Annotated in this window: 27 protein-coding genes; 11 read left to right on the top strand and 16 right to left on the bottom strand. The window is 69.7% G+C overall.

Translation table 11 applies throughout. The features are described from left to right. Nucleotides 1-7 precede the first annotated feature (7 nt). A complete protein-coding gene (locus JOE48_RS08910) occupies nucleotides 8-247 on the bottom strand; it encodes a biotin/lipoyl-containing protein (protein ID WP_210029257.1) in 240 nt (79 codons plus the stop codon). 173 nt (nucleotides 248-420) lie between these two features. On the opposite strand from JOE48_RS08910, the gene JOE48_RS08915 reads away from it, so the two are divergent. The 5 genes from JOE48_RS08915 to JOE48_RS08935 all read left to right on the top strand — a co-directional run bounded on the left by JOE48_RS08915 (nucleotide 421) and on the right by JOE48_RS08935 (nucleotide 3,037). Beyond that, the gene (locus JOE48_RS08915) at nucleotides 421-939 is read left to right on the top strand and encodes a potassium channel family protein (protein WP_210029258.1); all 519 of its coding nucleotides are present in this window, start codon (nucleotides 421-423) and stop codon (nucleotides 937-939) included. 83 nt (nucleotides 940-1,022) lie between these two features. Then, nucleotides 1,023-1,238, top strand: coding sequence for a hypothetical protein (locus tag JOE48_RS08920; RefSeq protein ID WP_210029259.1), 216 nt, complete (start codon nucleotides 1,023-1,025; stop codon nucleotides 1,236-1,238). Between the two features lie 10 nt (nucleotides 1,239-1,248). After that, on the top strand, nucleotides 1,249-1,494 hold the full coding sequence (locus JOE48_RS08925) for a hypothetical protein (RefSeq protein ID WP_210029260.1): 246 nt from the start codon (nucleotides 1,249-1,251) through the stop codon (nucleotides 1,492-1,494). Between the two features lie 222 nt (nucleotides 1,495-1,716). Beyond that, nucleotides 1,717-2,151 carry a BON domain-containing protein gene (locus JOE48_RS08930; RefSeq protein ID WP_210029261.1) on the top strand — a complete coding sequence of 145 codons (435 nt, stop codon included), beginning with the start codon at nucleotides 1,717-1,719 and terminating at the stop codon, nucleotides 2,149-2,151. A gap of 76 nt (nucleotides 2,152-2,227) precedes the next feature. Next, nucleotides 2,228-3,037, top strand: a complete 810-nt coding sequence (locus tag JOE48_RS08935; protein WP_210029262.1) for a universal stress protein — start codon at nucleotides 2,228-2,230, stop codon at nucleotides 3,035-3,037. 326 nt (nucleotides 3,038-3,363) lie between these two features. Here the strand turns inward: JOE48_RS08935 and JOE48_RS08940 are convergent, their stop codons facing one another. From JOE48_RS08940 to JOE48_RS08960, 5 genes are all read right to left on the bottom strand, one after another. Continuing rightward, nucleotides 3,364-4,224 (bottom strand): universal stress protein, encoded by an 861-nt coding sequence (locus tag JOE48_RS08940; protein ID WP_210029264.1) that lies wholly within the window; start codon nucleotides 4,222-4,224, stop codon nucleotides 3,364-3,366. A 12-nt stretch (nucleotides 4,225-4,236) separates the two neighbouring features. After that, a complete protein-coding gene (locus tag JOE48_RS08945; RefSeq protein ID WP_210029266.1) occupies nucleotides 4,237-4,569 on the bottom strand; it encodes a c-type cytochrome in 333 nt (110 codons plus the stop codon). Further along, complete coding sequence (locus tag JOE48_RS08950; protein ID WP_210029267.1) at nucleotides 4,569-5,384, bottom strand: universal stress protein; 816 nt, start codon at nucleotides 5,382-5,384, stop codon at nucleotides 4,569-4,571. The genes JOE48_RS08945 and JOE48_RS08950 overlap by 1 nt, the downstream gene beginning before the upstream one ends. 632 nt (nucleotides 5,385-6,016) lie before the next feature. Then, nucleotides 6,017-6,661 (bottom strand): BON domain-containing protein, encoded by a 645-nt coding sequence (locus tag JOE48_RS08955; protein WP_210029268.1) that lies wholly within the window; start codon nucleotides 6,659-6,661, stop codon nucleotides 6,017-6,019. 29 nt (nucleotides 6,662-6,690) lie between these two features. Then, nucleotides 6,691-6,891, bottom strand: coding sequence for a hypothetical protein (locus JOE48_RS08960; RefSeq protein WP_210029269.1), 201 nt, complete (start codon nucleotides 6,889-6,891; stop codon nucleotides 6,691-6,693). Between the two features lie 132 nt (nucleotides 6,892-7,023). Here JOE48_RS08960 and JOE48_RS08965 point away from each other — a divergent pair, with 132 nt between their 5' ends. From JOE48_RS08965 to JOE48_RS08975, 3 genes are all read left to right on the top strand, one after another. Beyond that, a complete protein-coding gene (locus tag JOE48_RS08965) occupies nucleotides 7,024-9,564 on the top strand; it encodes a phosphoketolase (protein WP_210029270.1) in 2,541 nt (846 codons plus the stop codon). 9 nt (nucleotides 9,565-9,573) lie between these two features. Then, complete coding sequence (locus JOE48_RS08970; RefSeq protein ID WP_210029271.1) at nucleotides 9,574-10,719, top strand: acetate/propionate family kinase; 1,146 nt, start codon at nucleotides 9,574-9,576, stop codon at nucleotides 10,717-10,719. A gap of 70 nt (nucleotides 10,720-10,789) precedes the next feature. After that, nucleotides 10,790-11,485, top strand: a complete 696-nt coding sequence (locus JOE48_RS08975; RefSeq protein ID WP_210035664.1) for a VIT family protein — start codon at nucleotides 10,790-10,792, stop codon at nucleotides 11,483-11,485. Nucleotides 11,486-11,697: 212 nt separating this feature from the next. Here the strand turns inward: JOE48_RS08975 and JOE48_RS08980 are convergent, their stop codons facing one another. The 4 genes from JOE48_RS08980 to mgtA form a co-directional block, all read right to left on the bottom strand. Beyond that, nucleotides 11,698-12,183: a hypothetical protein gene (locus JOE48_RS08980; RefSeq protein ID WP_210029272.1), complete on the bottom strand. Its 486-nt coding sequence runs from the start codon at nucleotides 12,181-12,183 to the stop codon at nucleotides 11,698-11,700. Between the two features lie 11 nt (nucleotides 12,184-12,194). After that, nucleotides 12,195-12,845, bottom strand: coding sequence for a BON domain-containing protein (locus tag JOE48_RS08985; RefSeq protein WP_210029273.1), 651 nt, complete (start codon nucleotides 12,843-12,845; stop codon nucleotides 12,195-12,197). A gap of 71 nt (nucleotides 12,846-12,916) precedes the next feature. Then, nucleotides 12,917-13,264: an ATPase inhibitor subunit zeta gene (locus JOE48_RS08990; RefSeq protein WP_210029274.1), complete on the bottom strand. Its 348-nt coding sequence runs from the start codon at nucleotides 13,262-13,264 to the stop codon at nucleotides 12,917-12,919. An 89-nt stretch (nucleotides 13,265-13,353) separates the two neighbouring features. Then, nucleotides 13,354-15,957 (bottom strand): magnesium-translocating P-type ATPase, encoded by a 2,604-nt coding sequence (mgtA, locus tag JOE48_RS08995; RefSeq protein WP_210029276.1) that lies wholly within the window; start codon nucleotides 15,955-15,957, stop codon nucleotides 13,354-13,356. A 139-nt stretch (nucleotides 15,958-16,096) separates the two neighbouring features. Between mgtA and JOE48_RS09000 the strand changes: the two genes are divergently transcribed. Continuing rightward, nucleotides 16,097-16,498 carry a DUF6455 family protein gene (locus JOE48_RS09000; RefSeq protein WP_210029277.1) on the top strand — a complete coding sequence of 134 codons (402 nt, stop codon included), beginning with the start codon at nucleotides 16,097-16,099 and terminating at the stop codon, nucleotides 16,496-16,498. 76 nt (nucleotides 16,499-16,574) lie between these two features. Here the strand turns inward: JOE48_RS09000 and JOE48_RS09005 are convergent, their stop codons facing one another. The 3 genes from JOE48_RS09005 to JOE48_RS09015 form a co-directional block, all read right to left on the bottom strand. Beyond that, on the bottom strand, nucleotides 16,575-17,243 hold the full coding sequence (locus JOE48_RS09005) for a helix-turn-helix domain-containing protein (RefSeq protein WP_245253197.1): 669 nt from the start codon (nucleotides 17,241-17,243) through the stop codon (nucleotides 16,575-16,577). Nucleotides 17,244-17,390: 147 nt separating this feature from the next. Next, nucleotides 17,391-17,615, bottom strand: a complete 225-nt coding sequence (locus JOE48_RS09010; protein ID WP_210029279.1) for a hypothetical protein — start codon at nucleotides 17,613-17,615, stop codon at nucleotides 17,391-17,393. 90 nt (nucleotides 17,616-17,705) lie between these two features. Next, nucleotides 17,706-18,074, bottom strand: a complete 369-nt coding sequence (locus tag JOE48_RS09015) for an SPW repeat protein (RefSeq protein ID WP_210029280.1) — start codon at nucleotides 18,072-18,074, stop codon at nucleotides 17,706-17,708. A 297-nt stretch (nucleotides 18,075-18,371) separates the two neighbouring features. Between JOE48_RS09015 and JOE48_RS09020 the strand changes: the two genes are divergently transcribed. Together JOE48_RS09020 and JOE48_RS09025 are read left to right on the top strand one after the other, a co-directional pair. Next, nucleotides 18,372-18,680: a phasin family protein gene (locus tag JOE48_RS09020; protein WP_210029281.1), complete on the top strand. Its 309-nt coding sequence runs from the start codon at nucleotides 18,372-18,374 to the stop codon at nucleotides 18,678-18,680. Nucleotides 18,681-18,759: 79 nt separating this feature from the next. Next, nucleotides 18,760-19,032: a hypothetical protein gene (locus JOE48_RS09025; RefSeq protein WP_210029282.1), complete on the top strand. Its 273-nt coding sequence runs from the start codon at nucleotides 18,760-18,762 to the stop codon at nucleotides 19,030-19,032. 173 nt (nucleotides 19,033-19,205) lie between these two features. Here the strand turns inward: JOE48_RS09025 and JOE48_RS09030 are convergent, their stop codons facing one another. From JOE48_RS09030 to JOE48_RS09040, 3 genes are all read right to left on the bottom strand, one after another. After that, entirely contained in the window at nucleotides 19,206-19,598 is a 393-nt protein-coding gene (locus JOE48_RS09030; protein WP_210029283.1) for a response regulator transcription factor, read from the bottom strand. A 92-nt stretch (nucleotides 19,599-19,690) separates the two neighbouring features. Further along, complete coding sequence (gene fixJ, locus JOE48_RS09035) at nucleotides 19,691-20,299, bottom strand: response regulator FixJ (RefSeq protein ID WP_210029284.1); 609 nt, start codon at nucleotides 20,297-20,299, stop codon at nucleotides 19,691-19,693. After that, nucleotides 20,289-21,839, bottom strand: a complete 1,551-nt coding sequence (locus JOE48_RS09040; protein ID WP_210029285.1) for a PAS domain S-box protein — start codon at nucleotides 21,837-21,839, stop codon at nucleotides 20,289-20,291. The genes fixJ and JOE48_RS09040 overlap by 11 nt, the downstream gene beginning before the upstream one ends. Nucleotides 21,840-21,915: the final 76 nt, after the last annotated feature.

Consider the following 21,915-nt stretch of genomic DNA (forward strand, 5'->3'; position numbering starts at 1 on the left):
CAGGATGTCAGAGGTGGACCTCGGCGATGATGCAGCCGCGGTCGACGATCGCGTTCGCGGCCGCGAGGACCTCCAAGCGCCCGCTGGCCGGCGAGACGATGTCGTGCAGGGCCTCGCCGATGCGCACGGCGGCCACGGCCTCACCCGCCCGCACGAACACGCCGTCCGCCACGAACCACCGCTCCAGGATGCCCTCGGGCAACATGCCCGCAGACCGACGATCCTCGGCTACGTGGATGTCGGCCATGGTCGCCGCCCGCCCTGGAGCGCGCCTCCCGCGGCTCATCCGGAAGGGAAGGCCATTCGGCGGGGAGTCGCTTTGATCTGGATCACGGCGTGGCGTCGGGATGCCTTGAGTCAGATCAATGAGGTCTCGGCGCAGTCGGGTAGGCTCGGACGGCACAGACCCAGGCGCACGCTATGCTCCTCGCCCTGACGACCAGCGTCGTCCTCGTCACGACCACGATCCTGGTGCTCTACGAGACGCTGCGGCTCACCGCGGAGCATTTGGCCGAGCTGCCGGTCCCACCCCGCGCCCGGATCCTCGCGGTGGTGCTGATGACGTTCGTCGGGCACACCGTCGCAATCTGGATCTACGCCGGCGCCTACTGGCTGCTCGTGCTCCGGCTCGGCGTCGGCGCCTTCGCCGGCGCGCCGGTGACGTCCTTCGAGGACTGCCTGTACTTCTCGGTGGTGGCCTACACGTCCCTCGGCTTCGGCGACCATTTCCCGACCTCGCACACCCGGCTGCTCGCCGGGGTCGAGGCGCTCAACGGCCTGCTCCTGATCGGCTGGTCCGCCTCGTTCACCTACCTGGCGATGGAGCGGTACTGGCCGCTGCACGGCAAGGCGCACGCGCACCGGGCCGCCAGGGCCGGTAGCGGCCTGGAGCCCGAACCGGCTCGGGAACGCCTCTTCCCGCCGGCAGCGGGTGCCTGAACGCGCTCGGGTTTGCGCTGGATCAAGGCCGCCGATCCCATGGGCGCCCACCGTCTCCGCAATGTCGAAACCGGAGGCGCGCCATGCGCAAGTACCTCGTTACCTTCCACAAGGTCGTGCCGGACGACAGCGGCCACGATCACAGCGTCGTGCAGCGGCAGGCGGTCGTCAGCGCCCACTCGGAGATGGCCGCCGCCTACGCGGCCCAGGCGCAGTTCTGCCAGATGGCCGGCGTCGTCGACTGGCGTATCCGGGCGGACACCTGCGAGGTCTCCGAACTCGACGGCCGGGCCGCCTGAGGAGGCAACGATGACCCATGGACTTACAGGACCCGTGCACTGGCAGGGGCGGCAATGGGCCGTCACCGGCTACGGCATCGAGGCGCTCGACGGGATGTACCACGTCCCGTTCTCCGACATTCCAGAGGCCGAAGCCGAATGGCCGGAATGGCTGGACGGTCTCCGGCGACGCTACGGGACGGACCGCAACGACCTCGACGCGGCCCTCAGGATCGCGCGCCGGATCCGGCAAGACGCCGCGGCATCGGCGGCTTGAGCGCCTCCTCGGACGTGCCCCTGATCGAGCGGCTTCGATGCCCGGGAGATGGTCGCCGCCGCAGCCTCGTCCCGTACGATCCCGAAATGCCCGAAGGCCTGCCCGAGGCACGGCTGGATCGAGGCGGGCGAGACGTTTGCGCTGGATCAATGTCCGATCGGCTGCGGGGCCTAGCGTCGGGCTCGGCCAGGCGTGACCTGGGACTCATCGAGGAGACGGACGATGGGCGACAAGCTGATCCGTCAGAACGTCAGCGACGAGTTGGATTTCGTGCCCACCATCGACTCCGCCCAAATCGGCGCCGCCGTTGGGAAGGGCATCGTCACGCTCACGGGCCACGTCGCCAGCGACATCGAGCGCGCGACGGCCGAGGAGGCAGCCCAGACGGAGCGCGGCGTCCGCGGAATGGTGGAGGAGATCAAAGTCCGCTTCGACGGCGCAGCCCCGCCGCGCGACGAAGACCTCCCGCAACGCGCCGCGCAGATGCTCGACTGGTCCGCGACCGTGCCGAGGAACGCCGTGCAGGTGACGGTCAAGGACGCGAAAGTCGTCCTGCAGGGCAAGGTCGACGCCTGGCACCAACACCGCCGCGCCGAGAACGCCGCGTGGTGGGCGCCGGGCATGCGCGCCGTCGAGGACCGGCTGACGCTGGGCTGAGGTCGGGACAGGCGGACGAGGCTGCCGGCCATGCCCGCCACCACCGTGACATCGTCCTCCGACCCGGAGACGTTCCATGACATACGCGAGCATCATGGTGGCCGTGGACCTGACGGATGGGGCACGCGGCCGCATGCGCTTGGCCGCCCACCTCGCCGACGACTTCCATGCCTGCCTGACCGGCGTCGCGGCAGAGCAGCCGGCTTACGCCGTACCGCCGGCGGGCCCGACGCCGGCGAGCGCCTACGCCTTGGCCGCCTCCAACGAGATCGTCTTGAACGACCTCCGGCGTGCCCGCGAGGCCTTCGAGGCGGCCGTAGGCGGTCGTAGCCGCGTCGAGTGGCGCTCGAACCTCGATTTTCCGCTGGCGTTCCTGATCACGCACGCTGCGGCCGCCGACCTCGTGGTGGTCGGCCGCGGGACCGACCTGGGGCAAGCGCTGTTCTCGGTCGATCCGGCCGACGCGGTCATGCGCCTTGGGCGCCCGGTCCTGGTGGTGCCGCCGGCCGTCGACCATCTCGACGCCAAGCGCGTCGTGGTCGGCTGGAAGAACACCTGCGAGGCGCGCCGTGCCGTCTGGGACGCGATGCCGTTCCTGAAGCGAGCGTCGGAAGTGCTCGTCGTCTCCGTCGACGACGGCGCCGCTTCCGATGGGCAGGACACGCTCCGCCTCCTCCAGGCCCACAGCGTCGCCGCCATCTGCGTGAGGCGCAACACGCTGGGCGCCTCGGTCGCCGATGCGCTCATCGAGGCGGCCGCCGAGCACGGCGCCGACCTGATCGTGACGGGCGCCTACAGTCACGGCAGGCTTCGTGAATGGGTCTTCGGCGGCGTTACCCGCGACCTACTGGCCGGCGCACCCATCTGCTGCCTGATGAGCCACTGATGCCCGTCACCGGGCGGGCAGCCATGATACGCACGGCCTTCCTGGCCCTCGCCATGGTCACGGCGCGCGCGTCGGCCACCCATGCGGAACCGGGGGCTGGCTCGCCCGACGCGAAAGGTGCCTTCGTCGAGCCGGCCGACGTTCCCCATCGTCACTGCTCGGGATCCTGCCTGAAAAGCGGAACCCTGCAGTGGTTCTGCAAGCCACATCAGACTTGTCAGTTGGATTGCGGGTCGACACCCCCGCACATGCACTGCCACGACCCACGGCGGTGAGTGGCGGCACGGCGGTCCGGACTGCGTCCGCAATCTCGCAGGCCCGATGGATCAGTGGGCCATGAGGACCGGAACGCGCGCGTGCTCGACCACATGCCGGGTGACGCCACCGAGCAGGAACTCGCGAACGCGGCTGTGGGTGTAGGCGCCCAGGGCCAGCATCGAGGCGCCCCGCCGCTCGGCCTCGGCCAGGACCATCTCGCCGACCGAAATTCCGTCATGGACTGGCAGGGTGACGGCCTCGGCCACGACGCCGTGCCATTGCAGGTAGCCGCATAGGTCGGCAGCCCGGGTCTCGTCGAAACGTTCGGTCCTGGCATGAACGACCGTGACCCGCGTGGCCTCATGGAGCAGCGCGATGGACTGCCCGATCAGGCGCGTCGCCTCCAGGCTGCCGTTCCAGGCGATCACGACGTGGTCGAGCAGGTCGAACGGGACGCTTTCGCCGACCATCAGCGTCGGTCGCCCGACCGAGAACAGGGCCGTGTCGAGCACGCGGCTGGTGAAGGGCTCCTTCGGATTCGGCGGGTCGACGATGACAAGGTCGTTGACGCGGCCCGCGAGCGTCAGCAGCGGCTCGACCTCGCCCGAAAGTTCCGTCCAGGTCGCGAAGGTGGCGTCGAGGCGTTCGGGCTTCGCGGTCAACGGCACGCCCGCGCGTTCGCACCAAGCCGCCAGTGCGGCCTTGCCCTCGGCCGCCGCCTCGCGGACACCGTGCTCGATGGCCGCAAGGGTCGTGCAATCCATCGGCAAGAGGCTCGCCATGCCGGCGAGCACCTGCGCCGGGCCGGGCGCCATGAAGGCGACGCCGATATGCGCGTGCAGGCGCCGGCCCAGGCGCAGGGCCGCATCCAGCCGACGCGTGGCGTCGATGCCGGGGGCGGTGGGGACGAGCAAGGAGCGGAGGAACATCGGGGTTCTCCTTCAGCGTTCCAAAGACTTCAGGTAGGCGATCAGGTCTTCCGCTTGGTCGGGGTCGAACCGGAACTCGGGCATGCTCGGGTGGCCGGTGCGGATGCCCTCGGTGAGCGCCTCGCCGAGATCCGCGACGGGGTAGCGCCTGTGCAGCTCGCGGAAGGGCGGTGCCGCGGACAGCGGGCTCGCGCCGACCCGGCCGACGGCATGGCACCGGGCGCAGTTGGTCCGGGCGATGGTCTCGCCTTGCCGCACATGCCGGTCCCAGGCCGTCGCGGGCGTGGTGGGAAGGAAGGGCAAGGATGCCAGGATGCCGGCGCGGAGGATGGCGGCCGGGCGCATCAGTGGCTCATCAGGCAGCAGACGGCGGTCGTTTGCAGGACGTCACGCGTGACACCGCCGAAGACCCACTCGCGCAGGCGGCTGTGGCCGTAGGCGCCCATCACGATGAGGTCTGCTTCCTCGCGTCGGGCGAACCGCAGGATCTCGTCCGCGGCGCCGATCTCGGGCTTGCGCAGCAAGTAAGTCGTGGCTTTGATCCCGTGCCCGGACAGGTACTCAGCCGCACCCTCGGCGCCCACGTGCTGGGCGTCGGGTCCCACGGCCACCACGCAGACGTGCTCGGGATGGCCCAGGAACGGTAAGGCGTCATGGATGGCGCGCCGTGCCTCGGGCGCGTCCTTCCAAGCCACCACGACCCGCTTGATCGCGAGGCGCTCGACGCCCGGTGGGACCACGAGGACGGGACGCCCCACTTCCATCAGCAGGCCGCCGGTGGGTGCGGCCATCGGACCAGGGTCACCGTCCGCGGGACCTTGCCGGCCGACGACGACCAGGTCGGCGGTGCGCGCCTGCGCACCAAGGTAGGTCAAGGGGTCGGTGGGTGCCGAGAGCCAGCCCGTCTTGGGTGCCTGCCCGGCTTCCCGCTCGAAAAGGACCTTGGCCTCCGCAAGCTGCTCGTCCGTCAGGCGTTCCTCGATGGCCCAGACACGCTCGACCTCCAGCATGTCGCCGACCGGCATGGGCCCGAGGACGGGGCGGGCGGCGATGCCGGTCAGCTTGGACCCGAACCGCTCCGCGAGGCCGGCCGCCAGCTGGATCCGGTCCGCCGCCGCGGCCCCGAGATCGACCGAGACCATGATGTTTGTGATCCGCATGACCGCCTCCCGCGCCGGGGCATGCCGCCCCGGTGAGGCACCGTCACCCGCGCGTGCGGCCTGGGCTTTGATCCACCTCAAGGGGAGCCGCCTGATTGTCCAGGCGCATTCAGGGTACGAGGACGGCGCCCCCGGACGGGGCCGGTCCGATGATCCGCGACGGCTTCGTTGGCCCTTGAAAGCAAGTCCGAGCGCGTGTGCGTGACGAGACCCGCGTGCGGGACGAACTCGAAGGAGCGGAAGCCGGTCTCGGTGCAGGTGGCCCGCGAACCCGCCGCCGCGCCTGCAGCCGGTGAAGCCGGGCGCTTCGCACGGATTCTGGCGGCCACTTCCGCAGCAGTGTCAGTGGCCGCAGGCGTGGCCGAGCCAAAGCATCCGACCCGCCTGCCGGACGCTGGGCTCATTCCGCCCCCGCCGACGGCCTCGACGACGCCGACGATCGCGTGACGCTGGGAATGAGGTAAACCATCTGCGGGCACTCGCCGCCGATGACGTGAAGGTCCGTCCGGCGCACCGCGCAGGCATCAACCCGGATGCGGACCTCGCCGCGGCCGGGAACCGGGTCCGGCCGTTTCTCCGAAGCGAGTCGCGCGCCGAGCTCGCGCGAGACCGTCGCCAGCTTCGGACCGACCTCACGCGAGGGTCAGGCGGTCCTCGACGGCACGTACGCCAGGCGCCGACCATGCGGCCCGCTCGGCCAGTTCGCGCTCGCTCCAGATGTCGACGCACCCGTCCAGGGTGACCTTGTCGCCGTCCACGTGCACCCGGATCGTATCCGGGTCCCTGGCGCTGCGCCTCAGGGCCGCGAGGATCCTGTCCTTGACCTCGGCGGGCTCGACCGGCGGCTTGACGGCGATAAGGTTGACGATATCGGTCACGCCGGCCAAGCGCCGCAGCGCCTTATCGGCAGCCGCCTTCTGGTGGTAGTAGGGCACGCAGCCGTCCAGCGTGACGCAGCCCTTCTCGACCTTGAGCGAGATCGAGCGCTCCGGGACGTGCACGTTCCACTCCAAGACCCGGGCACAGCGTTCCGCCAAGGCCTCGTCGCCGATGAGCGGGTTGTGCGGATAGCGGACCTCGATCCGCTCGACCACGCCGCGTACGCCGCGAACCCGCAATGTGACGCGCTCGGCGATGGTCTTCTCGGCGTAGTTCCGGACGCGGCCCGTCAGGGTCACGATGCCCTTCTCGACCGTAACGCCGATTTGTGCCGCGTCGATCATCGGGGCGTAGTCCAGCTCGTCGAGCACATGCTGGTGCACGGTCTTGTCGTCCATGACCCGTCTCCTCGGTCCGTTCGGGGCACTCAGAGGGCCAGCCAAAGCAGCGCCGGCGTCACCGCCGATGCCAGGATGGCCAGTGCGAGGGCCTGGAGGCTGCCGATGCTCCGATAGCGGTAGACGTCCGCGATCACACGCGGACCCGCGTCGTTCCGCGGCACCGGCATGACCTGCGCCCGCACGCGCCGCACCGTCGTGATCGTTGTGGTTCGAAGCACCAGGGCCATCGTTCGCTCCCGTCTTGCTGACCGGGGACATCCTGCCCGCCCGCACCCGGAGCGCTTTGATCCACCTCAACGCCGCCGGCCCGGCCTACCCGCACGCTCGACGTCAGGATCAGCACCCGCCGGGAGGCCGACATGGACGCGACCCACGAGGCAAAGCAGCGTGACGAAAGCGGCCATGGGGACGAACAAGGCCGGACATTCGTGCCCGGGCCGCTCGGACCCGACAGCCTCAGACGGATCGACGCCTATTGGCGGGCCGCGAACTACCTGTCGGTCGGGCAGATCTACCTCATGGCAAACCCGCTCCTGCGACAGCCGCTCAAGCCTGAGCACGTGAAACCGCGGCTCCTCGGACACTGGGGTACGACGCCGGGGCTGAACTTCATCTACGCACACCTGAACCGCGTGATCGGGCAGCGCGACCTCGACATGATCGCCGTCTGGGGGCCGGGCCACGGTGCGCCCGGGCTCGTCGCCAACGCGTACTTGGAAGGCACCTACAGCGAGATCTACCCGGACGTGGCGCAGGACCTCGACGGGATGGCCCGGCTGTTCCGGCAGTTCTCGTTTCCCGGCGGCATACCCAGCCATGCCTCGCCGGAGCTGCCAGGCTCGATCCACGAGGGCGGGGAACTCGGGTACTCCCTGGCGCACGCCTTCGGGGCGGCCCTCGACAATCCGGGTTTGACGGTCGCCTGCGTGGTCGGCGACGGCGAGGCCGAGACGGGACCGCTCGCCGCCTCGTGGCACGCGAACAAGTTCCTCGACCCGCGCCATGACGGCATGGTCCTGCCGATCCTGCACCTCAACGGCTACAAGATCGCCAGCCCGACCATCCTGGCCCGGATGCCTGCGGACGAGCTGCGCAGCCTGCTCGTCGGCTACGGCTACGAACCGGCCTTCGTCGAGGGCGACGAGCCGGCACGGATGCACCAAGACATGGCCGCGGCCCTCGATGCGGCCTTCGACGCCATCGCGGAGATCCGGAAGCGCGCCGGCCGCGGTCAGGGCGGGCGACCGCGCTGGCCCATGATCGTGCTGCGGAGCCCAAAGGGCTGGACGGGGCCGAAAACCGTGGACGGCCACCCGGTCGAGGGGACGTGGCGCTCGCATCAGGTGCCCGTGGCGGCCACGCGGGAGAATCCGGAGCATCTCGCAATCCTGGAAGCCTGGATGCGGTCCTACCGTCCGGAGGAGCTGTTCGCGGCGGACGGAGCGCTGATGGCGGGTCTCGCCGCGTTGCCGCCGAAGGGGCTGCGGCGGCTCTCGGCCAATCCGCATGCCAATGCGCACAAGAGCGCCCCCTTGCGCCTGCCCGACCTGCATGACTTCGCCGTCGCTGTTCCACAGCCTGGGCGGTCCAAGGCCGAGGCCACGCGCGCGCTCGGGATCTACCTGCGGGACGTTCTCAGGCTCAATGCCGAGGCGCGCAACTTCCGTATCATGGGGCCGGACGAGACCGCCTCGAACCGGCTGGACGCGGTGTTCGAGGTCACAAGCCGTGCCTGGCAGGAGGCGGTCCTGCCGGGCGACGACCACCTCGCGCGCGACGGCCGCGTCATGGAGGTACTGAGCGAGCATCTCTGCGAGGGCTGGCTGGAGGGCTACGTCCTGACCGGGCGGCACGGGCTGTTCGCGACCTACGAGGCGTTCGCCCACGTCGTCGATTCGATGGTGAACCAGCACGCGAAGTGGCTGAAGTCCGCGCGCGACCTGCCCTGGCGCCGGCCGGTGCCGTCCCTCAACATCCTGCTGTCGTCCCACGTCTGGCGCCAGGACCACAACGGCTTCAGCCATCAGGACCCGGGCTTCATCGACTTCGTGGCGAACAAGCGCGGCGACACGGCACGGATCTACCTGCCGCCGGACGCGAACACCCTGCTCTGCGTCTCGGATCACTGCCTGCGCACCTATGACCGCATCAACGTGATCGTGGCCGGCAAGCAGCCCGCGCTGCAATGGCTGACGCCGGACGAGGCCGTCACGCATTGCGCGGCCGGCATCGGCATCTGGGATTGGGCCTCGAACGAGGGCGAAGCGGAGCCGGACGTGGTGATGGCCTGCGCTGGCGACGTACCGACCCTTGAGACGCTCGCGGCGGTCGACTGGCTGCGCTGCCACGTCCCGGATCTGCGGGTCCGTGTCGTCAACGTCGTCGACCTGATGACGCTGCCCGCGCCAGAAACGCACCCGCACGGGCTCGACGACCCGACCTTCGACAGCCTGTTCACGCGCGACCGGCCGGTGGTGTTCGCCTATCACGGCTATCCGTGGCTCATCCACCGCCTGACCTACAAGCGGACGAACCACGGCAACTTCCACGTTCACGGCTTCATCGAGGAGGGCACGACCACGACGCCCTTCGATATGTGCGTGCTGAACCGACTCGACCGCTACAACCTCGCGCTGGCCACGATGCGCTCAGCGCCGCGATTGGGGATCCGGGCCGAGCATGCCGAGGAGGCGCTCCGGGCGGCCCTCGCCGCCCACCGCGAGCACGTCCGTAGAACCGGAGACGACCTGCCGGAGGTGCGGGACTGGGCCTGGCCGGAGCGGCATGTGCCCGAGGATCGCGGCCGCAGAATCGACGGCGACATCATGCAGTGCGGCCCGGTCGAAGATGAGGAGCCCCGGTCGGGCGAGACCGTGGACGGATGGCCGGTCGTCACCTGAGGCCGTGCGATGATCCTCGTCCTCAACGCCGGTTCCTTCAGCCTGCGCTGCGCCCTGTTCCGGCCGGGCGCGGACGAGCCGGCTTGGCGTGCCCACGTCGCCGACATCGGCCAAGCACCGACGATCTCGGTCGACGGCGTCGCTGTCACCGTCGAGCGGCCCCCGCAAGGCGGCCACGCGGCGGTCGCTCGCTGGATGTTCACGCGGCTGCCGGTCCCACCCAGTGCGGTCGGACATCGCGTGGTCCATGGCGGTCTCCGCCACGCGGAACCGATGCGCGTCGATGCCGACACGCTGGCCGCGTTGGAAGAACTCGTCCCGCTGGCACCCGCGCATCAACCCCAGGCGCTTGCCTGCATCCGGGTCGTCGCAGAGACCTGGCCCGACCTGCCGCAGGTCGCTTGCTTCGATACCGCCTTCCACCGAAGCCAGGACAGGCTCGCTCAACTCTACCCGCTGCCTCGGGCGCTCATCGATGGCGGGCTCGTACGCTTCGGCTTCTACGGACTGTCCTACGCCCCCGTCGCCCGGATGATCCCGCGCGGCCAGGTTCTGGCCGCCCATCCCGGGTACGGGGCGAGCTTGTGCGCGATCCGGGACGGGCGCAGCGTCGCCACGACGATGGGCTTTACCACGCTCGACGGGCTGATGATGGGCACGCGCAGCGGCGCGGTCGATCCGGGGCTCGTGCTGCACCTGATCCGAGAGCGAGGCCTGTCGCCCGACGCCTTGGCCGACCTGCTGAACGAGCGGTCGGGCCTTCTGGGCGTGTCCGGCATCAGCGACGATGTGCGCGTCCTGGAGGCGAGCACCGCCGTGGAGGCGCGCGAGGCCCTCGACTTGTTCGCCTACCGAGCCGTGCGCGACGCGGGCTCACTCGTGCCGGCGCTCGGCGGCCTCGACACCCTCGTCTTCACCGGCGGCATCGGAGAGCACGCCGCCGGAATCCGCGCCAGTATCTGCCGCGGTCTCGCCTTGGCCGGAATCGTCCTCGACGAGACCGCGAACGCCCAGGGCAAGGCAAGCATCGGTGGTCCGGCGGCCGTTGCCGCCGTCCGCATCATCCCGGCGAATGAGGAGCGCGAAATCGCGCTATCTTCGGCCGATGTGCTGAACGAGGCGCGCGGGCGCTGTTCCAGGCCGCGACCGCCCTGATTTACTACGACGTGCGGGGCATCCTGCCCGGCCGCGCGGCAGGCGTGCCGTTGGAGGAGCGATGAAGACCGTGCGCAGAGTCCATGCGGAAAACCACCTCGTCGACCGGATCGGCTGGCTCCGCGCAGCGGTACTCGGCGCCAACGACGGTTTGGTGTCGACGGCCAGCCTGATCGTGGGCGTCGCTGCGTCCAAGGCGACCAGCGGGGAGATCCTGGTGGCGGGCTGTGCCGGCCTCGTAGCCGGGGCGATGTCGATGGCGGCGGGCGAGTACGTCTCGGTGAGTTCCCAGTCGGATACCGAGCAGGCGGACCTCGCCCGTGAACGGGGCGAGCTCGAACTGGACCCCGCTGCTGAGCGCGAGGAACTCGCGGCGATCTACGTCAACCGCGGCCTCGACCGCGACCTTGCCTTGAAGGTCGCCGACCAACTTATGGCGAAGGACGCCCTCGCGGCGCATGCTCGTGACGAGCTCGGCATCTCCGAGTTCACCACCGCTCGACCGATCCAGGCCGCGCTGACTTCCGCCGCGACCTTTTCTTCGGGCGCAGCCCTTCCCCTGATCGTGGCGGCGGTCTCGCCGGCCAACCTCGTGGTCTATCTTGTGCCCGCGGCCGCCCTGGTGTTCCTGGGCGTTCTCGGCGCCCTGGGCGCAAAGGTCGGGGGCGCCGAGATCCTGAGACCGACTGCTCGCGTGGCTTTCTGGGGCGCGTTGGCGATGGCCGTCACCGCCGGCATCGGGCACCTCGTCGGCAAGGCCGTCTGACATGCCCCAGCCGCGCCTTCGAACTCTGTATCGGGCTTGGCCATGGCTCGACCCCACCGTGACGCCATCCGGCGGCAGTTCTCGGTCGAGGAATCAAACCATTTCGTCGTTTTGGGCGAGCGGCATTTCGCTCCCGACCGTGCGACAGAGCCGCCGGCACGCCGGTTCAGTCGCGGCGCGGTCCGAACGCGGCGTGCTCACCGACAGCGCAGTCATGAAGACCCGTTCGCAGAACCTCGTGTTCCCGTCGCGTTGACCTCGACGACCTTGAACGTGTGGTACGCCTCGTCGTCCGCGTCGCGGATCGAAACGTACTCGCCCTCGACGAAGGCATGCGTCCCGAGGCGATAGCCGGGCTCGTCGTCTTCGTCGGTGCGGTCGTCGTAATCGATCAGCCAGGTCGCGCCGCCCTCGCCGCCGGCCCGGTGAACGAGCCGGCCGTGCCGGTCGCGCGCGCCGCTCCAGAAGCGGCGGACCCGGCAACGGTCGCGGGCCTCGCGCCAGAGAGCGACGTCGAGGCGTCCATCCGGTCCTAACGGCGCGACCACTTCGTAGCCGCGCCCGGCGCTGCCGTCCGGATGCTCCGGGCAGCGCGCCAGTGTCAGCGTTACCCGGTGCAGCGCGGCAGGCGAACCCGCCGTCGCCGGATGTGCCGGCTCGCCGTCAACGGCAATCGGCCCGTGCGTTCCTCGGGGCATGGCGCCACTCCTCAGCTCAGGGCGACGATGCGGTCCTCGACGGTGCGGACGCCCGGCACCGACCAGGCCGCCCGTTCGGCGGCGTCACGCTCCGCCCAGGCCGAAACGGCGCCTTCCAACGTCACCTTGTCGCCCGAGACGGTGACCTTGATCCCGTCCGCCTCGAACATGACGCTGCGCCGGAACGCTTCCAAGATCTTGTCCTTGACCGCCGTCGGCGGAACCCGTGGCCTGACCTCGACGAGGTTGGTCACCCCATGCACGCCGGACAGCTTCCGCACCGCCGCCTCTGCGCCGGCCATCTGGTACTGCCAGTCTACCGTGCCGGTCAGCGTGACCCAGCCGCCGGCGACCTTCACCTGGATGGCCTGCTTCGGAAGGTGCACGGACCAGTCGATGATCGCCAAGGCCCGCGCGGCGATCTGGTCGTCGGCCACCTTCTTCTCGTCGGCGTAGCGGACCTCGATCTCCTGCGCGATGGCGCGCACGCCCCGGATGCGGCGGACGGCGCGCTCGGCCTCGACCTTCTCGGCGTAGCTGCCAACGTGGCCCGTGAGCGTCACCACTCCTTCCGACACGGCGACGCCGATGGCGCCGGCGTCGAGGCTGGGGTCGAAGTCGAGCTCATCGAGCACGTCGCGGCGCAGGTCCTTGTCGGTCATGGCCTCTTATCCTCATGGCGTCTCTCCCGTTCGTATCGGGCAGGGGGAGCGGTTGAGAGATCCTGCGCGCCCTAGGCGGAAGAGCTTTGATCCAGCGCAACCCCGACGCTCCGCTCGGCCTGCGCCAGTGCGGCGCACCGGGTCATCTCCGTGCACAGGCGAGCGACAGTCGCCTCGATGCCGGCCGCCATTAGGTCCGACTGAAGCCTCGCAATCAGCGTCTCGTCATCGGTCACGACGGCGCACTCCGTGAAGGAGGTGACGTAGCCTTCCCCCGCGGAGCCGGTCAGCCTCATCCGCTCGCGGGCCCAGCAGGCCAGGAGCTGGTTGCGCCGGTTGCGGACGTGGAAGCGCGCCTCCTCCTCTTGGACGAAGCGGCGCTCGGCGGCCCGCTCGCGCTCTTCGAAGGTGGTGGTCATGGTGCCCTCCATCCCGGTGCAGCGCCGGACCGTGCCGGCCGCGGATCGGCAGATCTTCCGCCGGCGGTGGCGGCGGGCCTTGAGGCAGATCAAGGCCTGGAGATGCTTCCGGAAGCGCCGTGTCGCGGGCGGACGACCCAGGCCTTCACCGTCTCGACCGCCGCGAGGTAGGCGACGGTAATCAGCCCCAGGCCGAGCAGGATCGACAGGGACGGGGTCTGGAAGCCGAACCACGCCCCTGCCGGCGAGAAGGGAAGGATCAGCGCGACCGCCAGCGCGGCAAGAGAGGAGCCGGCGAGCGCCGCGCTCGGGCGGTCGTGCCAGGCACGGCCGCTCGTCCGGATGACGAAGATCACGAGGATCTGGGTCGCCATGGATTCGAGGAACCACGCCGTGCGGAACTCCTCGGCGGAGGCGCCAAAAACAAGGAGCAGCACGCCGAAGGTGAGGAAGTCGAACAGCGACGAAAGCGGGCCCATCACGGCCGCGAACCGGAGGAGGCCGGCCATGTCCCAGACCTGCGGCCGGACGGTCGCGGACGGGGCGACCCGGTCTAGGGGGATGCCGACCTCCGAGAAATCGTAGAGCAAGTTGTTGAGAAGGATCTGCGTGGGCAGCATCGGCAGGAACGGCAACGCCACCGAGGCGACCGCCATCGAGAGCATGTTGCCGAAGTTCGAGCTCGCCCCCATGCGGATGTACTTGAGGATGTTGGCGAAGGTCCGCCGCCCCTCCTCGACGCCGTCGGCGACGACGTTGAGGTCGGACGCGAGCAGGATCATGTCGGCGGCCGCCTGCGCAACCCCGGTCGCGCCCTCCACGGAGAGGCCGATGTCGGCCTGCGCGAGGCCCGCCGCGTCGTTGATGCCGTCGCCCAGGAAGCCGACCACCGCCCCCTTGGCCTGGAGTGCGCGGACGACGCGGGCCTTCTGGTCGGGCGTCAGGCGTCCGAAGGCGTCCACCTCCCGGACCCGCACGGCGAGCGCCGCATCGCTGAGCGCCGCGACCTCGGGGCCGGACAGGACCGTGCCGGCGTGCAGCCCGATTAGGCCGGCGAGCCGGCGCACCACCACCGGGTCGTCGCCGGACAGGATCTTCAGGCGCACGCCGGCCCGCGCGAGCCGCGCGATGGCCGCCGCCGCCGTGGGCTTCGGCGGGTCGGCGAAGGCACAGAAACCTTCGAAGATGAGGTCGACCTCGTCCGCGGCCCCGGGCGGCCGCACGGGTCCGGACCAGGCCCGCGAGGCGACGGCGATGGCGCGTAGCCCGTCCTCGGCCAGGTTCCGCACCAGCCTGACGGATTCGTCGCGGGCCTCCGGACCCATCGCTTCGGTCCGCTCGCCGGCGCGACGCCCGGTGCACAGCGCCAGGACCGTCTCCGGGGCGCCCTTCAGGATCAGGAGCGCCCCGTCCGGTCCCCGCGCCAGGACAGCCCCGGTTCGGCGGCCGTAGTCGAACGCACGCTGGCCGCCCAGGACCCATCCCCCCAAGGCATCCGGATGGCTGGCGACGAGGGCCGCGTCGAGGGAGCCGCGGTCCCCGCCGAGGTCGGCGGCGACAGCCCCGAGCCTCGCCGGCCGCGCGTCCTCTCGGCCAAGCGGGTCGAGGCTGAGGGCGAGCACGATCTCGGCGGAGGTCAGCGTGCCGGTCTTGTCGGTGCACAGCACCGTCATCGCGCCGAGGTCGTGAATGGCGGCGAGCCGCTTCACGATGACCTTGCGCGCCGCCATGCGCAGCGCCCCGCGCGAGAGCGTCACCGTGGTGATCATCGGCAGCAGTTCCGGCGTGAGGCCGACCGCGAGGGCAACGGCGAACAGGAGGGAGTCGAGCACGGGCCGCCCGAGGACGACGCGGACAGCCAGCACGCCGAGCACCAGGGCGAGGGTCAGCCGCGCGACGACCAGGCCGAACGCGTGCAGGTCGCGCTGGAAGGGCGAGGGTGGCTGCGCGTCGGCCAGCGCCGAGGCCGCCGCGCCGAACATCGTGGCGGGGCCCGTCGCGCAGACGAGCGCGGTGGCCTCACCCGTCCGTGCAACAGCACCGCGGAACAGGGCGTTCGAGGCCCCGGCCGGCTCTGCCGTCGACACGGATCCGGGACGCTTCTCGACCGGGTAGGGCTCGCCGGTCAGGGCGGCCTCCGCAGCCGTGAAGGCGGTGCTCTCGACGACGAGGGCGTCGGCGGGAACGATGTCGCCGGCCCGCACCCGCAGGAGGTCGCCAGGAACCACCTGTTCCACCGGGACGGCGACGAAGCAGCCGTCGCGTCGGACCTCGGCCTTCAGCGCCACCACGTGGCGCAAGGCCTCCGCGGCCTTCGTCGCGTGACCTTCCTGCACGGTGTCGAGACCGATGGACAGCCCGAGGATGGCCACGATGATTGCGCCGCCGACTACGTCGCCGGTGGCGACCGAGACGAGCCCGGCCGCGAGCAGGATCAGGGCGAGCGGCTCAAGCAGGCGGCGCAGGATCGCCCGCAGGGCGCCACCGCCTCGCATCGCGGCATCGCTGTTCGGCCCGTAGCGTTCGAGCCGACGTGCGGCTTCGCCCGAGTCCAGTCCCTCGAGACCGCAACCGAGCTCGGCGCGGAGCGTCTCGAGGCTGCGCGTCCAGAAGGCCTCAGTCGGCCCGGACGCCGGTGGCACAGATGGCGGCGAAGTGTCCTGGGCGAGGGCCGGAACCGCTACCATCTCCATGGGGTGTGCCCGTCATCTGCCGCTCGTGGCGGCACGAGATCATCGGCCTGCGACCGCGTCGTTGCGGTGGATCAAGGCGTAGCCGCGCGCCGCTTCCAAATTGTTTGATCGGGCACGCAGGTGCTTTGAGGAGGCCCTCATGGCCGTATCAGCCGACAAAACTGACTCGTTCGACCCATTCGGCGTCGCCGCTTCGATGAATGAATGGTGCTGCCTGCTCAAGGCCGCCCGGGAACTCAGGGATATCGACCGAGAGATGAGGGAGACGATGACGGAGGACGGTACCTCGGTTCCCATCGCCCTATCTCCGGAAGGGGGTGCGAAGGTCCGCAGCATCGCGAACCTGATGCGAAGCCTGAACCTCGACCCCGATTCTGTCCGGCGGCAACAGCCCGAGGCCATGCGGAAGCTGGAGGCAGCCTGTCTGAGCTGCACCGAACGCAGCCGCTGCGCGCGCGAGCTATGGGCCGGGATGGCGGACAGCACGTATCCGCAATTCTGCCCGAACGCGCAGCGACTGGACCGATTGCGAACTGCTTGAGACGGGCGTGCTCCACGAACCCGCGGTTCCCGGCCCGCAGGTCACGTCCGGCGGTGGATGGCGTTTGATGGTCCTATCAGTCCTCGACCACGCGGCGCAGCCGGGCGCGTCGCAGGTTGACCTGGCGGCTCCCGACCCTCTGCAGGGCTCCGTCCTCCTCCAGCTGCGAGAGCGTGCGCGACACGGTCTCGATGGTCAGGCCGAGGAAGTCGGCGATGTCGCGCCGGGTCATCGGCAGGGCGAAGGTACCGGACCCGCCTAAGCGCTCGTCAACCTCGATGAGGAAAGTTGCAACGCGCTCTGCCGCCGAGCGGCGACCGAGAAGCAGCATGTGGTCCTGGGCGTGCCGCAACTCGTTCGTGGCCATGCCCCAGAGTTGGCAGGCGACCGCGGCGCTACCCGTGGCGGCGCGCTCGACCTGGCGCCGCCTGAAAATCAGGACCTTCGTGTCGCTCAGCGCCTCGGCCGTGTGGCTGTGACTCTTACTCTGCTCGAAGCCGAACAGGTCCCCGGGCAGGCGGAAGCCGGTGATCTGGCGGCGGCCGTCGTTCAGGACCTTGTGGGTGCGAGCGGCGCCCGCAACAACCTTGTAGACGAACTCAGCCTCCTCACCCTCGCCATAGATCTCCTCCTCGCGGGCGTAGGCGAACGGAGTGCCGATCAGCTCGGGGCATCCCGCGAACAGACAGCTTCCGGGCTGGACCTGAACGAGAGCCGGATCGATGGCCGCCGCTTGCGGGGGCATGGATTGCATGAAGTCGGTGGTCATCGCCTGCTCCTCACCCGTATCGGATGAGGGCAGATTGGCCTCGCATTGCCGGCCGCGAAATTCCGGGCGCTCTCTTAAGCAGGCTTGCTTAAGGGGAACTACGTATCCTGGCAGCGCGCGCGCTCAGATGCCCGCGGTCGCCACGAGCGCCCACGCCGGAATCGGCTCGGACAACCCGAGCAGGCCGCTGCGCCCCGCGAAGAGCCACCCGATCGCTGTGACGAGCCCGTACACCAACACGCCGAGGACGCGCGTGACGGCGTCGGCATGACCGCGCAGGGCGTGGATGCCGGCGCAGCCGGCCGTGAACGACGCGGCGGCGGCGAGCGCGACGGGGTCGAGGGGCATGGCGGCCTCCGGGGAGCGATGCCGTGGCGGGATCGGCCACGGCCGCACCGGGCGCGGTTCCGGCGCGGCCGTTCCGGCGACGAGCGCGATTCAGACCGACCGCGCCTGGGGCGACACGAAGAGCCGCCAGAGCTCGAACGCGGCGAAGGCGGCAACGGCGAGCCCGAACACGACGTGTACCCACATCGGGGGCCCGGCCTCCGCGAAGCCGAGCACCCATGGGGCGATGGACACCCACAGGCCGAGCGCGAGGTTGAGGTACTCCTCCCAGTCGTAGGTCTTGCCGAGCGCTACCACGGCGATGACGGTGATGGCGCCGCCGCTGATGAAGGCGTTGCGTGCCGCGGCGGTTTCATAGCCCAGCCCCAGGTACCAAGGTGCGAGAACAAGCGCGACGCCGAACAAGATGTTGAGCGCGTTGGGGACCATGTCCTCGGTCCGATTCTCGATCGTTCGCATCGGCTTCTCCTTTCGAAGCGGGGCCGGGAGACCGGGGGCGTCGGGCCCCGGGGGCGGCAGGTCGCCTGCCGCCTTCGATAAGCTGAGGCTCCCGTAAATCGAGCACCGGGCATTGATTTGGATCAAGCTTTTTCGGGTGTATTCATGCCATATGATAGTGAATTAGCTTAGCTATTCCACCAATAGCTTTGCGTGCAGGATAATTTTAGCTTGAGATTTGGGCCATTTGATCTGGATCAAGGCCAGAACCATCGCGACATCATCTGTGGTCCGTTCACAAACAAAGGGATCATCCCGATGGATTCCGAGACCGTGACTCAATTTCCGACAGCGCCGCCGGCCGAAGCACTCAAGACAGGCATCGGCATCTGGCGTGCCTTCGCGGTCGACCTGCCGCTGCGCGTCGCCGCGGAGACGATGCGTTTCACGAGCCGCCGTTTCCAGGCTCGGGCGGACCACCTCGCGGCGCTGGCCGCTTGTGCCTCGCTCAAGGACGCGTTCGAGCTTCAGACCGCGTTCGTGACCAAGAGCATGGCCGAGTACCAAGCGGAGGCCGCCACGCTGTCGCACGAGGTCTCCGAGGCAGCGGCGCTGAAGGCAGCCTGATCAGATCCAGTTGGGGCCTCGCGTGGCCCCGGCACGACCTCCGGCGACATGCCGATCCGGAACGGCAGGATGGGCCCCCATGCAGGCCAGTCGACCGACCCCGACCCTCTACCGGGTGTTCCAGCGCCGATGCCAGCCCGGCCTGTGCTGCGCCGTGCGCGAGGCCACGCTGGTTCCGCTCTTCGTGCGCCCGGGCACGTGGGATTTTGGCGCCGACGTGCGTGAGGGCGGGAGCCTGCCGTTCGGCTTCCAGCCCGCCCCGGCACGCGAGGCCATCGCGGCCTTCGGCTACTACCTCTTCCACAATCCCTGCGAGACGCTGGAACCGAAACACTCGCGCCGCTGGGCGTGAGCGTACCGGCGGGAGGCTTGCGCCAGATCAATGTCGCTTGGAACCCCCTCCGCCAACCTGGATGCTAGCCGGAACGGGGAAGGCGCACGCGGCCCCCTCGACGTGGGCCCTGGGCCGTTCCGCGCAAGCCGCCGCGCCCGCGAAGTCCCGCGGCGGGCTGCCGCCAGAGATCCTCAAGGCTGCAGATTGACGCCCGTGCCGACCCTGTTGCCGGCGAGCATGCCCAGCAGCGCGTCGAACGCGAGCGGCTTCTCGACCAAAGGCACGCCGGCCGCTCGGGCTCGCGACCGGATGCCCGGGTCGGGATGCCCGGTGATGAGTACCACGGGCACGCGGGCATCGAGGTCACGCAACCGGGCGAACACCTCAAGCCCGTCCATTCTCGCCATGACATGATCGATCAACACCAGGTCCGGGTGTGGACCTGGGAAGGCCGCCAGCAGTTCGGAGCCGCTGACGAAGGTCTCGACCTCGTGGCCCTCGCTTTCCAGGAGGAAGCGGGTCGAGTGCAGGACGGCCGCGTCGTCGTCCACGATGTAGATGAGGTTCGAGGGATCTGACGGCATGGCGGTTACTGGCGGCGAGATGTTCGAGCGGCGTGAGCCCGGCATCCTGCGGAACGGACCTGATCGCTGCCTTGACCTGCCTCAAGCCCGTCTCACGCGATGCCGGCCAGTACCGACCAGCGCACCAGGTCCTGCAGGTTTTCCGCCTGCGTCTTGGCCATCAGCTTGGCCCGGTAGATCTCGACGGTGCGGGGGCTGATGTCGAGCGCACGCCCGATCTCCTTGCTGGTGCCGCCGGCCACCAGTTGGTCCAGTACCTGCCGCTCGCGCTCGCTCAGGGTGCCGACACGGCGTACGAACTCCCTCAAGCTCGGGTCGGCCGCGGCCGCCGGACCGCCGCGTTCCAGAGCGGAGCGGAGCGCCTGAAGGAGGGCCTCGTCGCCGAACGGCTTCTCGATGAAATCGCAGGCGCCGAGCTTCATCGCCTCCACCGCGAGCGGCACGTCGCCATGCCCGGTCATCATGATGACCGGAAGCTTGTGCCCGGCGATCCGCAGGTGGCGGAGCAACTCCAGGCCGTCGATGCCGGGCATGCGGATGTCGGTCAGGATGCAGCCCGTGGCCGGCTTCGACAGCCTGTCGAGCAGTTCCGTTCCGGCCTCGTAGAGCCGTACCTCGAAGCCCTCGGTACCGAGCAGAAACGCGAGCGAGTCCCGCATGGCCGCGTCGTCGTCCACGACGTGCACGAGGTCAGTTGCCATCGAGCGAATCCCCCCCGTGCGTCGCCTGCAGCGTCAGCCGGAAAGTCGCTCCGCCGGCGCCGTTGCGTTCGACGTCGAGGCGGCCGCCATGCGCCTCGACGATGGTGCGACAGATCGAGAGACCGACGCCCATGCCGCTTTTCTTGGTCGTGACGAACGGCTGGAACAGCCTGTCGGCGACCTCGTCGGCGATGCCGGGACCCGTGTCCGACACGGCAATCTCGACGAGCTCCCGCCCGACGGGTCTGGCTTCGACCGTCAACTCGCGTCGGTCGCTCTGCTGCATAGCCTCACGGGCGTTGCGCATCAGGTTCACCAGGACCTGCTGTACCTGCACCCGGTCGGCCCGGACGGATCCGACGCGCGGATCCAGAGCGATGCGCGTGACGATGCCCTGCTCACTCGCCCCGACCAGGGCCAGCGCGCTGGCCTCCTCGATCAGCCTGGCGACGGGCTCGACTTGCATCTCGGTCTCGCCACGGGCGACGAACTCGCGCAGGCGCCGGATGATCTGTCCCGCCCGCAAGGCCTGCTCGGCGGCCTTGTCGAGGACCTCCAGCGCCTTGGCGACGTTCGCGGGATCCGGTTGTGCCAGGAGGCGCTTGCAGCCCTTGGCGTAGTTCGCGATGGCGCCGAGCGGCTGGTTCAACTCGTGGGCCAGCGTCGAGGCCATCTCGCCCATCTCGCTCAGGCGCGAGATGTGGACCAGCTCGGATTGAAGCTCCTGGAGCCGCGCCTGTGTCTGGCGGTGCTCGGTCAGATCGTTGATGAAGCCGGTGAAGAAGACCGGCGCGCCGGAGCGCATCTCGCCGATGGCGAGTTCCATCGGGAAGGTGGAGCCATCCCGTCTCTGCCCGGTCACGACCCTGTTGGTGCCGATGATGCGCCGCTCCCGGGTCCGCCGATAATGTGCGAGGTAGTCGTCGTGCTCGCCCCGCATCGGCTCCGGCATCAGGATGCGCACGTTCCGCCCGACCGCCTCGTCGGCCGCGTACCCGAACAGGCGCTCGGCCGCGGCGCTGAACGAGTGGATCAAGCCGGTCTCGTCGATGACGACCATGGCCTCGGGCACGGTATCGAGGATCGAGCGCAGGTGCGCCTCGCGGGCACGGAGATCCTCCTCGGCCCGCTTCTGCCCGTCGATGCTCAGCACCACGCCGCGATGCCGGGCCGGGCGGCCCTCCGCGTCGAGGCTCACCCGCCCGCGCGAGCGCAGCCAGCAGACATGCCCGTCCGGTCGCACGACGCGGTAGTCGACCTCGTAGCTCCCGCCCTCCTGCAACGCTCTCTGGATGGCTTCCGCTCTGCCTGGGCGGTCATCCGGATGCACCAGCGCCTGAGAGGCTGCGAAGGTGGTCAGTCGCTCGGGCGCGACACCGAAGAGGCGCGCACAGGTCGGCGAGACCGAGGCCTGACCCGTCGGGAGGTCGAGCGACCAGATGCAGACCCCGACCTCGTCGAGGGTCTGCCGGAACTCCTCGACTGTCGACGCGCCGTCGGCGACCTGTTCCGTGCCGGCCCTGTCGACGCGGTTCGCCATCGATCATACCCCTGGAGAACCAACTCCAAGCCGCGCCGGCCGAGGGATCTGTCGCGGTCTTCACAGCGCATGACTG

The sequence above is a fragment of the Methylobacterium sp. PvR107 genome, assembly GCF_017833295.1.
In the GTDB taxonomy this organism is placed as follows: domain Bacteria; phylum Pseudomonadota; class Alphaproteobacteria; order Rhizobiales; family Beijerinckiaceae; genus Methylobacterium.

Excerpts from the sequence above, each read along its gene's own strand:
- JOE48_RS08910 (WP_210029257.1), bottom strand. The coding sequence starts at position 247 with ATGGCCGACATCCACGTAGCCGAGGATCGTCGGTCTGCGGGCATGTTG.
- JOE48_RS08915 (WP_210029258.1), top strand. The coding sequence starts at position 421 with ATGCTCCTCGCCCTGACGACCAGCGTCGTCCTCGTCACGACCACGATC.
- JOE48_RS08920 (WP_210029259.1), top strand. The coding sequence starts at position 1,023 with ATGCGCAAGTACCTCGTTACCTTCCACAAGGTCGTGCCGGACGACAGC.
- JOE48_RS08925 (WP_210029260.1), top strand. The coding sequence starts at position 1,249 with ATGACCCATGGACTTACAGGACCCGTGCACTGGCAGGGGCGGCAATGG.
- JOE48_RS08930 (WP_210029261.1), top strand. The coding sequence starts at position 1,717 with ATGGGCGACAAGCTGATCCGTCAGAACGTCAGCGACGAGTTGGATTTC.
- JOE48_RS08935 (WP_210029262.1), top strand. The coding sequence starts at position 2,228 with ATGACATACGCGAGCATCATGGTGGCCGTGGACCTGACGGATGGGGCA.
- JOE48_RS08940 (WP_210029264.1), bottom strand. The coding sequence starts at position 4,224 with ATGTTCCTCCGCTCCTTGCTCGTCCCCACCGCCCCCGGCATCGACGCC.
- JOE48_RS08945 (WP_210029266.1), bottom strand. The coding sequence starts at position 4,569 with ATGCGCCCGGCCGCCATCCTCCGCGCCGGCATCCTGGCATCCTTGCCC.
- JOE48_RS08950 (WP_210029267.1), bottom strand. The coding sequence starts at position 5,384 with ATGCGGATCACAAACATCATGGTCTCGGTCGATCTCGGGGCCGCGGCG.
- JOE48_RS08955 (WP_210029268.1), bottom strand. The coding sequence starts at position 6,661 with ATGGACGACAAGACCGTGCACCAGCATGTGCTCGACGAGCTGGACTAC.
- JOE48_RS08960 (WP_210029269.1), bottom strand. The coding sequence starts at position 6,891 with ATGGCCCTGGTGCTTCGAACCACAACGATCACGACGGTGCGGCGCGTG.
- JOE48_RS08965 (WP_210029270.1), top strand. The coding sequence starts at position 7,024 with ATGGACGCGACCCACGAGGCAAAGCAGCGTGACGAAAGCGGCCATGGG.
- JOE48_RS08970 (WP_210029271.1), top strand. The coding sequence starts at position 9,574 with ATGATCCTCGTCCTCAACGCCGGTTCCTTCAGCCTGCGCTGCGCCCTG.
- JOE48_RS08980 (WP_210029272.1), bottom strand. The coding sequence starts at position 12,183 with ATGCCCCGAGGAACGCACGGGCCGATTGCCGTTGACGGCGAGCCGGCA.
- JOE48_RS08985 (WP_210029273.1), bottom strand. The coding sequence starts at position 12,845 with ATGACCGACAAGGACCTGCGCCGCGACGTGCTCGATGAGCTCGACTTC.
- JOE48_RS08990 (WP_210029274.1), bottom strand. The coding sequence starts at position 13,264 with ATGACCACCACCTTCGAAGAGCGCGAGCGGGCCGCCGAGCGCCGCTTC.
- mgtA (WP_210029276.1), bottom strand. The coding sequence starts at position 15,957 with ATGGAGATGGTAGCGGTTCCGGCCCTCGCCCAGGACACTTCGCCGCCA.
- JOE48_RS09000 (WP_210029277.1), top strand. The coding sequence starts at position 16,097 with ATGGCCGTATCAGCCGACAAAACTGACTCGTTCGACCCATTCGGCGTC.
- JOE48_RS09005 (WP_245253197.1), bottom strand. The coding sequence starts at position 17,243 with ATGCCCCCGCAAGCGGCGGCCATCGATCCGGCTCTCGTTCAGGTCCAG.
- JOE48_RS09010 (WP_210029279.1), bottom strand. The coding sequence starts at position 17,615 with ATGCCCCTCGACCCCGTCGCGCTCGCCGCCGCCGCGTCGTTCACGGCC.
- JOE48_RS09015 (WP_210029280.1), bottom strand. The coding sequence starts at position 18,074 with ATGCGAACGATCGAGAATCGGACCGAGGACATGGTCCCCAACGCGCTC.
- JOE48_RS09020 (WP_210029281.1), top strand. The coding sequence starts at position 18,372 with ATGGATTCCGAGACCGTGACTCAATTTCCGACAGCGCCGCCGGCCGAA.
- JOE48_RS09025 (WP_210029282.1), top strand. The coding sequence starts at position 18,760 with ATGCAGGCCAGTCGACCGACCCCGACCCTCTACCGGGTGTTCCAGCGC.
- JOE48_RS09030 (WP_210029283.1), bottom strand. The coding sequence starts at position 19,598 with ATGCCGTCAGATCCCTCGAACCTCATCTACATCGTGGACGACGACGCG.
- fixJ (WP_210029284.1), bottom strand. The coding sequence starts at position 20,299 with ATGGCAACTGACCTCGTGCACGTCGTGGACGACGACGCGGCCATGCGG.
- JOE48_RS09040 (WP_210029285.1), bottom strand. The coding sequence starts at position 21,839 with ATGGCGAACCGCGTCGACAGGGCCGGCACGGAACAGGTCGCCGACGGC.